General features: G+C 60.0%; 9 protein-coding genes and 1 tRNA gene. 8 read left to right on the top strand and 2 right to left on the bottom strand.

The annotated features are described in order from the left end of the window. Position 1: 1 nt before the first annotated feature. On the bottom strand, positions 2-1,027 hold the full coding sequence (gene tsaD, locus J3P81_RS02430) for a tRNA (adenosine(37)-N6)-threonylcarbamoyltransferase complex transferase subunit TsaD (protein ID WP_434561986.1): 1,026 nt from the start codon (positions 1,025-1,027) through the stop codon (positions 2-4). A 199-nt stretch (positions 1,028-1,226) separates the two neighbouring features. Between tsaD and rpsU the strand changes: the two genes are divergently transcribed. The 5 genes from rpsU (at position 1,227) to J3P81_RS02405 (ending at position 9,755) form a co-directional block, all read left to right on the top strand. Next, positions 1,227-1,442, top strand: coding sequence for a 30S ribosomal protein S21 (gene rpsU / locus J3P81_RS02425; RefSeq protein WP_002551877.1), 216 nt, complete (start codon positions 1,227-1,229; stop codon positions 1,440-1,442). A 480-nt stretch (positions 1,443-1,922) separates the two neighbouring features. Continuing rightward, positions 1,923-3,881 (top strand): DNA primase, encoded by a 1,959-nt coding sequence (gene dnaG / locus J3P81_RS02420; protein ID WP_434561984.1) that lies wholly within the window; start codon positions 1,923-1,925, stop codon positions 3,879-3,881. A 67-nt stretch (positions 3,882-3,948) separates the two neighbouring features. Next, a complete protein-coding gene (gene rpoD, locus J3P81_RS02415; protein ID WP_420764887.1) occupies positions 3,949-5,796 on the top strand; it encodes an RNA polymerase sigma factor RpoD in 1,848 nt (615 codons plus the stop codon). 123 nt (positions 5,797-5,919) lie between these two features. Further along, complete coding sequence (locus J3P81_RS02410) at positions 5,920-9,663, top strand: bifunctional diguanylate cyclase/phosphodiesterase (RefSeq protein ID WP_434561981.1); 3,744 nt, start codon at positions 5,920-5,922, stop codon at positions 9,661-9,663. Positions 9,664-9,678: 15 nt separating this feature from the next. Further along, a tRNA-Ile gene (locus tag J3P81_RS02405) sits at positions 9,679-9,755 on the top strand. A 99-nt stretch (positions 9,756-9,854) separates the two neighbouring features. On the opposite strand, the gene J3P81_RS02400 is transcribed toward J3P81_RS02405, so the two are convergent. Continuing rightward, a complete protein-coding gene (locus J3P81_RS02400; protein WP_434564073.1) occupies positions 9,855-10,562 on the bottom strand; it encodes a CatB-related O-acetyltransferase in 708 nt (235 codons plus the stop codon). Between the two features lie 312 nt (positions 10,563-10,874). Here J3P81_RS02400 and J3P81_RS02395 point away from each other — a divergent pair, with 312 nt between their 5' ends. From J3P81_RS02395 to J3P81_RS02385, 3 genes are all read left to right on the top strand, one after another. Then, complete coding sequence (locus J3P81_RS02395; protein ID WP_434561979.1) at positions 10,875-13,166, top strand: hypothetical protein; 2,292 nt, start codon at positions 10,875-10,877, stop codon at positions 13,164-13,166. Between the two features lie 35 nt (positions 13,167-13,201). After that, the gene (locus tag J3P81_RS02390) at positions 13,202-13,663 is read left to right on the top strand and encodes an Lrp/AsnC family transcriptional regulator (RefSeq protein ID WP_420764891.1); all 462 of its coding nucleotides are present in this window, start codon (positions 13,202-13,204) and stop codon (positions 13,661-13,663) included. A 274-nt stretch (positions 13,664-13,937) separates the two neighbouring features. Beyond that, the gene (locus tag J3P81_RS02385) at positions 13,938-15,620 is read left to right on the top strand and encodes a flavin monoamine oxidase family protein (protein WP_434561977.1); all 1,683 of its coding nucleotides are present in this window, start codon (positions 13,938-13,940) and stop codon (positions 15,618-15,620) included. Positions 15,621-15,626 lie beyond the last annotated feature (6 nt).

Here is a 15,626-nt window from a genome sequence, read left to right as displayed (position 1 = left end):
TTCACAGCGGCGACAACTGCTCCATTGGCCAACGGGCCTGCACGCTGATCGCCAGGCTCTCCTGCTGGCCCGCTTGCAGGCGCTGGCAGCCGGCAAAGGCAATCATCGCGCCGTTATCCGTGCAGAACTGTGGTCGAGCGTAGTAAACGTCGCCCTTCATGTCGCCGAGCATTTTTTCCAGGGATATCCGCAACGCCTTGTTCGCGCTCACGCCGCCGGCGATAACCAGACGCTTGAGCCCGGCCTGCTTCAACGCGCGCTTGCACTTGATGGTCAAAGTCTCTACCACGGCCTGCTGGAACGCCACGGAGATGTCGCAACGGGCTTGCTCACTGTCGTCCCCGGCGCTGACACATTGCTGCCAGGTGTTCAGCGCGAAGGTTTTCAAGCCGCTGAAGCTGAAATCCAGACCCGGTCGATCGCACATCGGACGCGGAAAGACGAAACGTCCTTCAACACCCTGGGTTGCCAGCCGTGCGATTTCCGGCCCGCCCGGATAGTTGAGCCCCATCATCTTCGCGGTTTTGTCGAAAGCTTCCCCGGCGGCATCATCGAGCGATTCACCCATGAGCTCGTATTGACCGATCCCATCCACGCGGACCAGCTGGGTATGCCCACCCGACACCAACAAAGCGACGAACGGGAATTGCGGCGGCTGCGGCTCCAGCATCGGCGCCAGCAGATGGCCTTCCATGTGATGCACGCCCAGCGCCGGGATGCCCCAGGCAAAGGCCAGCGCCTGGGCGCAGGAAGCGCCGACCAGCAGCGCGCCCACCAGGCCCGGCCCGGCCGTATAGGCAATGGCATCGATCTCGGTCGGCACACAGTCGGCTTCGGCCAGGACCTGGCGGATCAAGGGCAGCATGCGCTTGACGTGGTCGCGGGACGCAAGCTCGGGCACCACGCCGCCGTAGGCGCGATGCAGGTCGATTTGACTGAACAAAGCGTCAGCCAGCAGGCCGCGCTCACTGTCGTAGAGGGCAACGCCGGTTTCGTCGCAGGATGTTTCTAATCCCAGTACTAGCATGGGTTTGCGCCTTGTAGAGGCTGAATTCGAAGGCGCGCATAATAGTCGCCGCGTTGTGCCCCGACCAGCGGTTTTCGATCAGAGGCTTTGCATTCCGAGCGATGAGGGGTTAACATCCGCAACCCTTAAAAACCGACGTCTTCAAGTGCTCTTTTGCCGCGAGGATGTTGACCCCGGTAATGAATGAAGGTAGCTCTGGATGCCAGCCGTCAAAGTAAAAGAGAACGAACCCTTCGACGTAGCTCTGCGTCGTTTCAAGCGCTCCTGCGAAAAAGCCGGTGTTCTGGCTGAAGTTCGTAGCCGCGAATTCTACGAGAAGCCGACTTCCGAGCGTAAGCGCAAAGCAGCAGCCGCTGTTAAGCGTCACGCCAAGAAAGTTCAGCGCGAACAGCGCCGCGCCGTACGTCTGTACTAATACACAGACGCCCGTCGCAAGCTTCTTGCCAAGCCCGGCCTTCAAGCCGGGCTTATGGCATTTGCGGAACAACGCTTGATGCTTCACCGTCAAAGTCGCAGACGCGACCTAGACAACCCGCTTCACCGCGTCAGACCTGGCTCTTTTGCCAGCGGTGCACGTCTCTTCTGACGAGCCTTCCAAGGCTACTGACGAGCACACCCTGATTCCTCTAACGACGATCAGCCCAAGGCACCTGCCTGCGTGCCCGCCTCATGAGCTATCCGTGGCCAGATCGGCCGTTACCGGATTCAGCGCAACACATTCATACAGTCGAGTACTGATAGTAATTAACGTCAGTGGACAATCGGCAGATACACTTCCGACAGCAATGAAGCAAACGATCCGGTCGAGCCACCTTTTTGCCGTGCCTCGAAACCTGGAATCGATCATGCCTGCTGGTTTCGGATCCCTATTTCGCGCAGTGATGATGAGAACGCCATGGCCGGGCTAATTCCCCAGAGCTTTATTGACGACCTCCTGAACCGCACCGACATCGTCGACGTGGTCAGCTCTCGCCTGCAAATGAAGAAAGCAGGCAAGAACTACACCGCCTGCTGCCCGTTTCACAAAGAGAAAACCCCGTCCTTCAGCGTCAGCCCCGACAAGCAGTTCTATTACTGCTTTGGCTGCGGCGCGGGCGGCAATGCCCTCGGCTTCATCATGGACCACGACAACCTGGACTTCCCCCAGGCAGTCGAAGAACTGGCCAAAGCCGCAGGCATGGAAATTCCACGGGAAGAGAGCGGCCGGCAGCACAAGCCACGCCAACCCACCGATTCGCCGCTTTATCCGCTGCTGACGGCGGCAGCGGACTTTTATCGCCAGGCGCTTAAAAGCCACCCCGCGCGCAAGGCGGCGGTGGATTACCTCAAGGGTCGCGGATTGACTGGCGAGATTGCCCGGGATTTCGGCCTCGGCTTCGCCCCGCCCGGCTGGGACAATCTGTACAAACACCTGAGCAGCGACACGCTCCAGCAGCGCGCCATGATCGACGCAGGCCTGCTCATCGAGAACGCCGAGACAGGCAAGCGCTACGATCGCTTCCGTGACCGAGTGATGTTTCCGATCCGCGATACACGGGGGCGCATCATCGCCTTCGGCGGCCGGGTTCTGGGCGATGACAAGCCCAAGTACCTGAACTCTCCGGAAACCCCGGTTTTCCATAAAGGCCAGGAACTCTATGGCCTTTACGAGGCACGCAAGAACAACCGCAACCTCGACGAGATCATTGTCGTGGAAGGCTACATGGACGTTATCGCCCTGGCACAGCAAGGCTTGCGCAACGCCGTTGCGACCCTGGGAACGGCCACCAGCGAAGAACACATGAAGCGCCTGTTTCGCGTGGTGCCCAGCGTGCTGTTCTGCTTCGATGGCGACCAGGCGGGACGCAACGCCGCCTGGCGCGCATTGGAAGCGACATTGCCATGCCTGCAGGACGGGCGACGTGCACGTTTCCTGTTCCTGCCCGAAGGCGAGGACCCGGATACCCTGGTGCGCTCCGAAGGCACCGACGCATTTCGTGCGCGGATCAACCAGCACGCCCAACCGCTGGCCGATTATTTTTTCCAGCAACTGACCGAAGAAGCCGATCCACGCTCCCTTGAAGGCAAGGCCCACATGGCCACTCTCGCGGCACCGCTGATCGACAAGGTGCCCGGTGCCAACCTGCGCACACTCATGCGCCAACGGCTCAGCGAAATCACCGGCCTGAACAACGAAGCGATGAATCAATTGGTGCACAGCGCTCCGCAGAAAGCACCGCCAGCGTATGACCCAGGCATCGATTACGACGCGATGCCGGATTTCGCCGACTATCATCAACCTCAGCAGGATTACGCGCCTCAGCAGGAATGGACGTCGAAAAAAACCGCCGGTGGCGGCAAGAAATGGGACAAGAAACCCTGGGACAAGAACGGCAAGCGGGGCGATCGCGACCAGCCACGTGTCCCGCGCGTGCCGGCCGCCGTCGAACCACCAACACTGGCCGCCCTGCGCACCTTGCTGCATCACCCGCAACTGGCTGAGAAGGTCGAGGACGCAGGACATTTTGCCGCCGAGGACCACAGCAATACACAATTGCTGGTCGCACTCCTTGAAGCCGTGCAGAAGAACCCCAAGCTAAACTCATTCCAGTTGATCGCTCGGTGGCATGGCACCGAGCAGGGGCGCCTCTTGAAGGCGCTGGCCGAGAAGGAATGGCTGATAGAGGGAGACAACCTTGAACAACAGTTTTTCGACACCATTACTAGCTTGTCCGCCCGCCAACGCGAGCGAAACCTGGAACAACTTCTGCGCAAAGCTCGCCAGAGCGAGTTGACCAGCGAAGAGAAAAACCAATTGCGGGATTTACTCAGCCGCAATGTTTGCGCATCAAACCCGACCTCAACTGGCGCGTGAGGTCACAGCTCAGGTATAATCCTCGGCTTGTTTTTTGCCCGCCAAGACCTTCAGTGGATAGGGTGTTATGTCCGGAAAAGCGCAACAGCAGTCTCGTATCAAAGAGTTGATCCTATTGGGTCGTGAGCAGGGCTACCTGACTTACGCGGAGGTCAACGACCACCTGCCGGAGGATATTTCAGATCCGGAACAGGTGGAAGACATCATCCGCATGATCAATGACATGGGGATCAACGTATTCGAGGTTGCTCCAGATAAGGATGCCCTTATGCTGGCCGACGCCGATACCGACGAGGCGGCCGCTGAAGAAGCGGCCGCAGCGTTGGCGGCGGTCGAGACCGACATTGGTCGCACCACCGACCCCGTGCGCATGTATATGCGTGAAATGGGTACGGTAGAGCTCCTCACGCGTGAAGGCGAAATCGAAATCGCCAAGCGTATTGAAGAAGGCATACGTGAAGTGATGGGCGCGATCGCGCACTTCCCTGGCACGGTCGACCATATTCTCTCCGAGTACACCCGCGTTACCACCGAAGGTGGCCGCCTGTCCGACGTCCTGAGCGGCTACATCGACCCGGACGACGGCATCGCGCCGCCTGCCGCTGAAGTGCCGCCGCCGATCGACGCGAAAGCCGCCAAGGCTGACGACGATACCGATGACGAAGACGCCGAAGCGAGCGATGACGAAGAAGAGGCCGAAAGCGGTCCCGATCCGGTCATCGCTGCCCAGCGCTTCGGTGCCGTGGCCGACCAGATGGAGATCACCCGCAAGGCCCTGAAAAAGCATGGTCGCAACAACAAGCAGGCAATCGCCGAGCTGTTGGCGCTGGCCGAGCTGTTCATGCCGATCAAGCTTGTACCCAAGCAGTTCGAAGGCTTGGTAGAGCGTGTTCGCAGTGCCTTGGATCGCCTGCGTCAGCAAGAGCGCGCGATCATGCAATTGTGCGTTCGTGATGCGCGCATGCCCCGTGCAGACTTCCTGCGCCAGTTCCCTGGTCACGAAGTCGACGAAAGCTGGACCGATGCACTGGCCAAGGGCAAGAGCAAATACGCCGAAGCCATTGCCCGCCTGCAACCGGACATCATTCGTTGCCAGCAGAAGCTAAGCGCGCTGGAGACCGAGACCGGCCTGAGCATCGCTGAAATCAAGGACATCAACCGTCGCATGTCGATCGGCGAAGCCAAGGCCCGCCGCGCGAAGAAAGAGATGGTCGAAGCGAACTTGCGTCTGGTGATCTCCATCGCCAAGAAGTACACCAACCGTGGCCTGCAATTCCTCGACCTGATCCAGGAAGGCAACATCGGCCTGATGAAAGCGGTGGACAAGTTCGAATACCGTCGCGGCTACAAGTTCTCGACTTATGCTACCTGGTGGATCCGTCAGGCGATCACTCGCTCGATCGCCGACCAGGCCCGCACCATCCGTATCCCGGTGCACATGATCGAGACGATCAACAAGCTCAACCGTATTTCCCGGCAGATGTTGCAGGAGATGGGTCGCGAACCAACCCCGGAAGAGCTGGGCGAACGCATGGAAATGCCTGAGGACAAGATCCGCAAGGTACTGAAGATCGCCAAAGAGCCGATCTCCATGGAAACCCCGATCGGCGATGATGAAGACTCCCATCTGGGTGACTTCATCGAAGACTCCACCATGCAGTCGCCGATCGATGTCGCCACCGTTGAGAGCCTCAAGGAAGCGACTCGCGAAGTACTTTCCGGCCTCACGGCCCGTGAAGCCAAGGTTCTTCGCATGCGTTTCGGCATCGACATGAATACCGACCACACCCTCGAGGAAGTCGGTAAGCAGTTCGATGTGACCCGTGAGCGGATTCGTCAGATCGAAGCCAAGGCGTTGCGCAAACTGCGCCACCCGACGCGAAGCGAGCATCTACGCTCTTTCCTCGACGAGTGACCTTCAAAACCCCCGGCCATGCCGGGGGTTTTGCTATGCGCAGATAAAACGCTTTCGTTGCCACCCCCGCCCTTTTGCCCGTCTACACTCGAAACATCCTCCCCAAGCCAAGACGAGACCGTGATGCCCAGACTGACGGCCGTGCTTTTGCTGTCACTGATGACATGGACCGCGACGGCCGGCGCGTTGACGCTCACCGACGAAGAGCGCCGCTGGCTCAAGGACCACCCCGACCTGCGCCTGGGTGTCGATGCCTCATGGCCGCCGTTCGAATTCCGCGACGATCAGGGGCGCTACCAAGGCCTGGCCGCCGATTACGTCGATATCATTCGCCAGCGACTGGCGATTACATTGACGCCCATCGAGCCAGTGAGCTGGACCGTGGTGCTGGAGCAGGTCGCACAGGGCAAAATCGATCTTTTGCCGGGCATCATGTCCACCCCCGAACGCCAGAATTATCTGGCTTTTACCCGTCCCTACCTGGATTTCCCGATTGTCATCCTCGCCCATCACGGTGGCGCCCAACCGCGCAGGCTGGAGGACTTGTACGGCTTGAAGATCGCCGTGGTGGAAAACTATGCCCCCCACGAGTTGTTGCGCAATCACCATCCCGACCTGAATCTGGTTGCCCTGCCCAACGTCAGCTCGGCCTTGCAGGCGCTGGCGACGGATCAGGTGGATGCCGTGGTGGGTGACCTTGCTTCCAGCGTCTGGAGCCTGCGCCAGCTCAAGCTCGATGGGCTTTATGTAAGCGGGGAAACGCCTTACCGGTATCAATTGGCGATGGCCGTCCCCCAGGAAAACAAGATTCTCGTGGGCATTCTGGACAAAGTGATGGCAGACATGACGTCAGCCGAAATCAGCGAGATCCAGGAAAAGTGGATCGGCAATGTGCGCGATTATCGTCAACTCTGGTCAGATCTGCTGCTTTACGGCCTGCCAGGAATGCTTCTGCTGGGCGGCATCCTGGCCGTGGTGATTCGCATCAATCGTCGCCTCAGCTCGGAAATAGCCCGGCGAGTCGATCTTGAACAGGAACTGCGCAGCAGCGAATACCATTATCGGGGATTGGTCGAGAGCCTTTCGGCCATCGCATGGGAAGCGAGGGTCAGCGATTTCACCTACAGCTACGTGTCGCCCCACGCCGAAGAGCTGCTCGGCTACCCTCTCGCCCATTGGCTCATTCCTGGCTTCTGGCGCAACATCATCCACCCGGCAGACCTCATACGCGCCCAGACTTATTGCGACCACGAAGTGCTTGCCGGCCGCGATCACTGCGTCGATTACCGGGTTATCACCGCTGATGGTCGCTGCCTCTGGGTCAGGGATATCGTCAGCCTCATCCAGCACGGCCACGAGCCGCTGATGCGTGGCTTGATGATCGACATCAATGAAGCCAAGCACACCGAGGAAGCGTTACGTCTTTCCGAACAAAAATTCGCCTCGGTGTTTCGCCAGTGCCCCGACATCCTGGTGATTGCGCGCCTGCAGGACGGCTGCCTGCTGGAAGTGAACAAAGCTTTCGAGGAACAGATCGGCATCAGTGCCGACCAGGTGATTGGCAAAAACACTACGGACCTGGACATCTGGGGCATCCAAGGCGTCGGGCCAAGCCTGTTGCAGCGTTTGCAGGCCGGCAGCATCCGCAACCTCGAAATGCCCTTTCGACGCAGCAACGGCCAGGTGTTTACCGGCCTGATCTCGGCCGAACCCTTCGATCTCGACACCACCCCCGCCCTGGTGGTGGTCGTGCGCGACATCAGCCAACTCAAGGAAACCCAACAACAACTGCAGACCTCCGAAGAAAAGTTCGCCAAGGCTTTTCATGCCTCGCCCGACGGCCTGTTGCTGTCCCGGCAAAGCGACGGCCTGCTGATAGAAGTCAACGAGGGCTTCAGTCGCATCACCGGTTTCAACAGCGCCCTGTCGGTGGATCGCTCCACGCTGGACCTCGGCATCTGGGTCAACCTCAACGAACGCAAACAGATGCTCGACCTGCTGCAACGGGACGGTTTCGTCAAGGATTTCAGCTGCCATATCCGCCGCAACGATGGGCAGATCCGGCTCTGCGAGGTGTCCAGCCGTCCCCTGCCCATCGGCAATGAAGATTGCATGCTGACCATCGCCCGGGACATCACTGAGCGCCACTTCATGCAGGAAAAACTGCAACAGGCAGCCACCGTGTTCGAAAGCACCGCCGAGGGCGTCCTGATCACCGACACGCAACAGCACATCAACGCCGTCAACCGCGCCTTCACCGAAATCACCGGCTATAGCGAAAGCGAAGCATTGGGCCACACCCCTCGCTTACTGGCCTCCGGCCTACATGACAGTGCCTTCTATGCGGCAATGTGGCATCAGCTGACGGCGGAGGGTCATTGGCAAGGAGAGATTTCCAACCGACGTAAAAACGGGGAACTGTACCCCAGCTGGCTAACCATCAGCGCCGTGCGCAACCGGGGCCATCAAATCACTCACTTCGTTGCGGTTTTTGCCGATATTTCAAGCCTCAAGCACGCCCAGGCCCGACTCGATTACCAGGCACACCACGACCCGCTCACCGGCCTTCCGAATCGCACCTTGTTCGAAAGCCGCTTGCTGACCGCCCTGAACAGCCAGCAGGAAAACGGGGGACAAGGCGCAGTGTTGTTCCTTGATCTGGACCGTTTCAAACACATCAACGACAGCCTCGGGCACCCGGTCGGTGACCTGCTGCTAAAGGGCATCGCCGTACGGCTGCGCGAGCAGCTACGGGACATCGACACAGTGGCGCGCCTGGGAGGCGACGAGTTCATCATCCTGCTGCCTGGCCTGCAACAGCCCAGCGACGCCGAGCACATCGCCCAAAAACTCCTGAACTGTTTTGGCGCGCCCTTCCAGGCAGGTGAACACGAGTTTTTCATCAGCGCCAGCATTGGTACCAGCCTGTATCCTCAGGATGGCTGCGACGTGGCCACGCTGGTCAAGAATGCCGACGCGGCGATGTACCGATCCAAAGCCAAGGGGCGCAACCGGGTAGAAAGCTATACCCGCGACCTCACGGCCCAAGCCAGCGAGCGCGTGGCGCTGGAACACGAACTGCGACGGGCGATCGAGCGCAACGAGTTATCGTTGTCTTTCCAGCCAAAAATCAGCCTGGTCGACAACAGCCTGGTGGGCGCCGAGGCACTGATTCGCTGGACCCATCCGACGTTCGGCGACGTGCCCCCGGAACACTTCATCCCACTGGCCGAAGAAAACGGGATGATCCTGCAGATCGGCGACTGGGTGCTAGAGACCGCCTGCCGACAGCTATGCGAATGGAATTGCACTCACGAAAGCCTCGGCCCGCTGTCAGTGAACCTGGCTGGCGTCCAACTGCGCCAACCCAACCTGCTGGGTCGTATCGAACAACTCTTGCGGGAAAACCATCTCGAACCGGGCTTATTGCAACTGGAGATTACCGAAAACTTCATCATGAGCCAGGCCGAAGAAGCCCTGGCAGTGTTGCACCAGTTAAAAAAGCTCGGTGTGCAACTGGCCATCGACGACTTCGGCACCGGCTATTCCTCACTCAGCTACCTCAAGCGCCTGCCGCTGGATATCCTCAAGATCGACCAATCCTTCGTCCGCGGCCTGCCCGATGACCCCCACGACGCCGCCATCGTACGGGCAATTATCGCCCTGGGTCGCAGCATGCAATTCACCATCATCGCCGAAGGCGTCGAAACCCTGGCCCAACAACAATTCCTCGCCGAGGAGGGCTGCGAACAGATCCAGGGCTACATTGTCAGCCTGCCCCTGTGCGCCGAAGAGTTTGCCGCAACGTTTCTGCGTGTAACCGTATCGGATTTTTCGGATAGCACAGCCGAGAAACCGTCGCTATAATCCGCGGCCTACTGAGGGCCCATAGCTCAGTTGGTTAGAGCAGAGGACTCATAATCCTTTGGTCCACGGTTCGAGTCCGTGTGGGCCCACCAAATTGAAAGCCGCGCATTGCGCGGCTTTTGCTTTTCCAGACGGTCATCATCTTGACTTGTCGGGGCCAGAAAAAAGCGTACAACCATCAATCGCAAGCACTACGTCACGGTCATCATTTCACCCGCGCGACAACCCTTACGTGTCACGCTGATTTTTCGGTACTGAGCAGCCGCTGGAGCTTTGCGCTCCAGCAGTTCCAGGCAGGTTTCAGGCTCGTCGAGGGGCAGCGTCTTCAATTCCTCCACCTCGATTTCCCACCACCGACTCGCCAACAGGCGCTCGATAACATCAGGAGCGTGCCTGAACCGCACTACCTTGGCCGGGACGCCCGCTACGATTGCGTAGGCCGGCACATCCCCAGCCACGACTGCCCGGGTTGCAATCACCGCGCCCGTGCCGACGTTGACGCCCTCCATGACCATGGCATGACTGCCCACCCAGACGTCGTGGCCAATCGTGGCCATTTGGGTCCTGGCACGGTAACTCAGCGGGGAAGCCGTGTATTGGAAAGGATGAGAGCTGAGCCAATCGGTGGGATGCGTGTGCTTTTCCTGGCCTATCACCACGCCAGTGCCCATTGAGCAAAAGCGACCGATCGATGCCACCAGGGATAGATGGCTGCCACTGCGGATATAAGTGTGGGCGCCGATCGCGAGACGCGGCGAGTCAATGTCGACGTGCCCAAGGGCAACGCCCTCCTCCAGGGTCAGCTTTGTCCTCCTGCTCAGCGATTGGAGGCCGCCAGCAAGCTTGCACCGGTGTCTCTTGACCCAACGCTTCCAGTAAAAATCTTTTAACGATCCCATCTTGTTTCCCAAGACTGCAAAGCAGTTCATAGCGGAACGCAATTGCAGCAGAGATACCGGGCCGTGTATGTCAGGCCATTCCGAAAATCCTCATGAAGCCGGTTAGCCTCGACCCGTCGTTTTTTTCAGTGCGGCTCACTTACAATTGCAAACCCCGGCCTTCGAGAGACCTCCATCATCGCCACTCCCAGCCTGTCCCGCCTGTTCCTCGAACTCTTCTGGCAACTCGCCATCCTCGTGGTGCCAGCCTTTTTCGTTACCGTTCTGCCCCCGCCGCTGGCCTTGCTGGCAGTGATTTTCCTAGGGTCGCTGATGGGCCTCGCCGCGCGCCTGGGCGCTCTGACGATGGGCCGGGGCATCGCGCGGCTGACGGTGGGTGCCATATTTGGCCTGGGCTTCAGCCTGGGCCGGGCGCTGCCGGAGTGGTGGGGCATTCTCGTGGCGATCATCGCCATCATTGTCGGGCTCGCCTGTGTCAGCAAATGGGAGCGGCGCCTTGGGTTGGCACCGGTTTCCACCAAGGGGCCAAGCGCCTGGGGCGGTAACGAGCCGCTTCTGACCCCGGAAGGCGAGCCAATCCGGGTCTTCAACCACAGTGAAATCGCCATGGGCGGTCCTGTGTATTGCGATTACTTGTTTCCAGACGGCGTACTTTTGCAAGGGATCGGCTCTTCGGCGGTGTTTTCCAGCGAAGGGCGCTATTTTGCCGCGCCGGTGCCGTCACGGCAGGACTGGGGACTGGTCATTCTCGACCGCCAGCAGCGCACCTTATACCGCTGCGCCGAAAGCGAATTTTGGGAGCTGGACGCTTTTGATTCTGATCAACTGAGCGGCCGCTACAGCCCATTGGTCGATAACGGCGTCCGTCAGGTTCGCCTGGAAAAGCTGCTACAAACCGCAGAGGCAGTCGACCTGATTCCCGTCGCGGATCTTTGGCTGGAGCCTGGCTGGCACCCGGACAATCTCCAGCCCACCTTCGAACGTCCGTCCGCTGATGGTCGACAATGCCTGGCTGGCAACATCATCTTGCCGGCTACGCTGCGCGATTTGGACCGACCCCTGGAGCCACTGTATTCGCCGCGCTATGCCGTCAGCATCAATGGGCAGCCGTCCGGGCTCTTGATGACCGCCGATGCGCCATTGGTGTGGAGCACCGATCACCGCGCCCTGGTGTGCCTGGCCGGGGAACAGGCCAACGAGGCGCAAGGCGAACGGTATTGGTCGTGGCAAGTGGAGAAAGGCTGGCGCGACCTGCCCTTGCCTTGGATCAAGAGCACCACCGAACCGTCTTTTTATTGGCATGACTTGCTGAAGCTCGATGCAGGCCAAGTGCATATCGACGCTTACCTCGACTATCCACGACCGGGTTCCGGCCAGTATGGCTACCGCTTGGACAGTATCCACAGCGATACCGAGACGCAGACGGGCCACGACATTCAGGGTCGGGTGCAGGTGGGCGAGTTCAAGCTGACGCGCATGGCCATCGTCATGCCATTGGACAGCCCGGGCCGCCGGGGCGATTCGCACATCGAGACACAAGCGCTGCTGGGCTGCACAAGCGCGCGCCTGAGCTGGCAGGGTGACAATCGCGAAGGGCTTGGTGGCTATCGCTGCCAGATCGGTGACTGGCTCCTGCCGGAACGCTGGCTGCTGGATCATCGCGCCTCGGACTGTGGTCGCTACCTGGCGCTGCTGCCTTTTGGAGGGGCAACGACCGTTGCCACCCATGCAGTGGTGGCCGACGTGCAAGAGCGGCGCCTGCTGAAAGGGCCCGCCATGTGGGTAGAACGGATCCTCGACTTTCGCGATGGTCGGTTGAGTCTGGCGGTGGTCGTAGGTCGTCTCGACAATGATCTGCAGAGCAGCCCGCTCCGGCGCTTCAATGTCGCGGCGCCAGAGGTCGGCAGCGACGCGTTTTTCTGTCGCCCCAACGAGCAATCCCGGCCGTTCTACGACACGGTGCAGTTGCAGCCCACAGACTCGCAACTAAACGTCATCCCCCCGTGGCGCTTGGTGGATCGGCCGCAGGCGGCGACTGCCGATGGCGATTTCATCCAGCCCGCGCCGACTCATCGGGACGCCGCCTGGCTGTTCGGCAGCGAGACCGAATATGCCGACAGCTGGGTGCGCGCCGGTACGCCGCGGCTTGGCGGTTATCTGCTGACGGCTTCAGGCTGCGCCTTGGTCGATCTGGCCCCTTCGATGATCTGGTCCTCGGATGGCCGCTACCTGGCCCTGACCCGCATGGCAACTGACGTGGCGCAGCTGTGCGGAAGTTATCGGGGCTGGCAACTGATGCTTCTCGATGTCCAGGCGCACACGCTGCGGATTCATCCGCGATGGCTGGGCAATCGGCCCGAGTTCGAAGGCTTCGATGAAGAAAAGCTGCGGGTCCGGTGTTTCGAACGCGACTGGGAAACCGAAGACGATGAGGATCGAGGCGCGGCGCAGTCGTTTACGCTCGACGATTTGCTGCTGCTGCCCGCGGAACAACTGATCGGCGAGGACGGCCTCTGGCTCAGGCCTTCGCAAGCGCACCTCGCCCCAGCCTGGCAAGCGCTGGCCTTGCCTGCCATCAGCTACTTCGAACGCCGGAGCCTGTAACATGCCCGCCAATGATGCCTGCGCCGGAGCTGACCTTGACTGATACCCGCCCTCCCGTCCTCGACGAAATTGATCGCCAGCTGATCGCGGCGCTGCAAATCAACGCCCGGGAAAGCGTCGCCGTGCTTGCCCGGCAGTTGGGCATCGCCCGCACGACCGTGACCTCGCGCCTGGCTCGACTGGAAAAATCCAAGATCATCACCGGATACGGCGTGCGCCTGGGGCAGCGAGTGATCGATGGCGGTTTGCAGGCTTACGTCGGCATAAAGGTCCAGCCACGCTCGGGGAAAGACGTATTGCGGCGCTTGAGTGCGATGGCCCAGGTCCAGCAGTTGTGCGCGGTGAGCGGCGAGTTCGATTACGTGGCCTGGCTGCGCACCGACTCGCCGGAACAGCTGGATCAACTGCTGGACCAGATCGGCAGCGTGGACGGGGTGGAGAAAACTACCACTTCGATCATTCTCAGCAGCAAGATCGACCGGGGGCAGCCCGTCTAGAACCTGCCCAAAATCCTGTGGGAGCGAGCCTGCTCGCGATGGCGGCGGATCAGTCAACATTTGCACGGGCTGACGGCCCGCTATCGCGAGCAGGCTCGCTCCTACAAGAGCTGGTTTCGTCATTAAGCCTATTTAGCCAGTGAAAATGACGGCTATACGTACAAAACGACGACACATTGCGTCTTATTAACGTGTTTCATGCTCTCTAGAATGGCTGGCATCTTTCCTATACTCAGACGCGAACACCGCGCCGAGTCGCCTCCCAAGGTCAGCCATGAACAAGAACAATCGCCACCCTGCCAACGGCAAGAAACCCATCACCATTTTCGGCCCGGACTTTCCCTTCGCCTTTGACGACTGGATCGAACACCCAGCTGGCCTGGGCATGATTCCGAAGCACAATCACGGCGCCGAGGTAGCGATTGTCGGCGCCGGGATCGCCGGCCTGGTGGCGGCTTACGAGCTGATGAAAATGGGCCTCAAACCGGTGGTGTACGAGGCGTCGAAGCTGGGCGGACGCCTGCGCTCCCAAGCGTTCAACGGCGCCGAAGGTATCGTCGCCGAACTCGGCGGCATGCGTTTCCCAGTGTCGTCCACGGCGTTCTACCACTACGTCGACAAGCTGGGCCTGGAGACAAAACCCTTTCCCAACCCGTTGACGTCGGCCTCGGGCAGCACGGTCATCGACCTTGAAGGACAGACCTATTACGCAGAAAGCATGGCTGACCTTCCGGCGTTATTCCAAGAAGTGGCCGACGCCTGGGCCGACGCATTGGAGGCTGGCTCGCGCTTCGGCGACATCCAGCAAGCGATCCGCGACCGCGACGTCCCGCGTCTCAAGGAGCTGTGGAACACCCTGGTGCCGCTGTGGGATGACCGCACCTTCTACGACTTTGTCGCTACGTCAAAGGCCTTCGCCAAGCTCTCGTTCCAGCATCGCGAAGTGTTCGGCCAGGTTGGTTTCGGCACTGGCGGCTGGGACTCGGACTTTCCCAACTCGATGCTCGAAATCTTTCGCGTGGTGATGACCAACTGCGACGATCATCAGCACCTGGTGGTCGGCGGCGTCGAGCAGGTCCCCCACGGAATCTGGAAACACGTGCCAGAGCGCTGCGTGCATTGGCCGGAAGGCACCAGCCTGAATTCGTTGCACCTGGGCGCGCCTCGCAGCGGCGTGAAGCGCATTGCCCGTGCCGATAACGACCGCTTCACCGTGACCGACGTCTGGGGTGACACCCGGGAATACGCCGCCGTGCTGGTGACGTGCCAGACTTGGCTGCTGACCACCCAGATCGAATGTGAAGAAGCGCTGTTCTCGCAAAAAATGTGGATGGCCTTGGACCGCACCCGCTACATGCAAGCATCGAAGACATTCGTGATGGTCGACCGGCCCTTCTGGAAGGACAAGGACCCGCAGACCGGCCGCGACTTGATGAGCATGACCCTCACCGACCGGCTGACTCGCGGCACTTACCTGTTCGACAACGGCGACGACAAGCCAGGCGTTATCTGTCTGTCCTACTCATGGATGAGCGATGCGTTGAAAATGCTGCCGTATCCCGTGGAAAAACGCGTGAAACTGGCGCTTGATGCACTGAAAAAAATCTATCCGAACGTCGACATCGCCGCGCGGATCATTGGCGATCCGATCACAGTTTCCTGGGAAGCCGACCCCTATTTCCTCGGTGCATTCAAAGGCGCCCTGCCGGGCCACTACCGATACAACCAACGCATGTATGCACACTTCATGCAAGACGACATGCCGGCTGAACAAAAAGGGATCTTTATCGCCGGTGATGACGTCTCATGGACACCCGCCTGGGTAGAAGGCGCGGTCCAGACCTCGCTCAATGCCGTGTGGGGGATCATGAAACATTTCGGCGGTGAAACTCACCCCGAGAACCCGGGGCCAGGCGATGTGTTCGACGAAATCGGTCCGATCGCCTTGCCCGAATAAGGAGTT

The organism is Pseudomonas sp. R1-6 (assembly GCF_051132115.1).
Classification (GTDB): Bacteria; Pseudomonadota; Gammaproteobacteria; order Pseudomonadales; family Pseudomonadaceae; genus Aquipseudomonas.
Note: the sequence above shows the minus strand (reverse complement) of the source record. Positions and strands in the feature narration are given on the sequence as shown.

Bases quoted from the DNA above. Each gene is read 5' to 3' on its own strand.
- J3P81_RS02385 (WP_434561977.1), top strand. From the start codon at position 13,938: ATGAACAAGAACAATCGCCACCCTGCCAACGGCAAGAAACCCATCACC.
- rpsU (WP_002551877.1), top strand. From the start codon at position 1,227: ATGCCAGCCGTCAAAGTAAAAGAGAACGAACCCTTCGACGTAGCTCTG.
- J3P81_RS02410 (WP_434561981.1), top strand. From the start codon at position 5,920: ATGCCCAGACTGACGGCCGTGCTTTTGCTGTCACTGATGACATGGACC.
- rpoD (WP_420764887.1), top strand. From the start codon at position 3,949: ATGTCCGGAAAAGCGCAACAGCAGTCTCGTATCAAAGAGTTGATCCTA.
- J3P81_RS02400 (WP_434564073.1), bottom strand. From the start codon at position 10,562: ATGGGATCGTTAAAAGATTTTTACTGGAAGCGTTGGGTCAAGAGACAC.
- J3P81_RS02395 (WP_434561979.1), top strand. From the start codon at position 10,875: ATGGGCCTCGCCGCGCGCCTGGGCGCTCTGACGATGGGCCGGGGCATC.
- tsaD (WP_434561986.1), bottom strand. From the start codon at position 1,027: ATGCTAGTACTGGGATTAGAAACATCCTGCGACGAAACCGGCGTTGCC.
- dnaG (WP_434561984.1), top strand. From the start codon at position 1,923: ATGGCCGGGCTAATTCCCCAGAGCTTTATTGACGACCTCCTGAACCGC.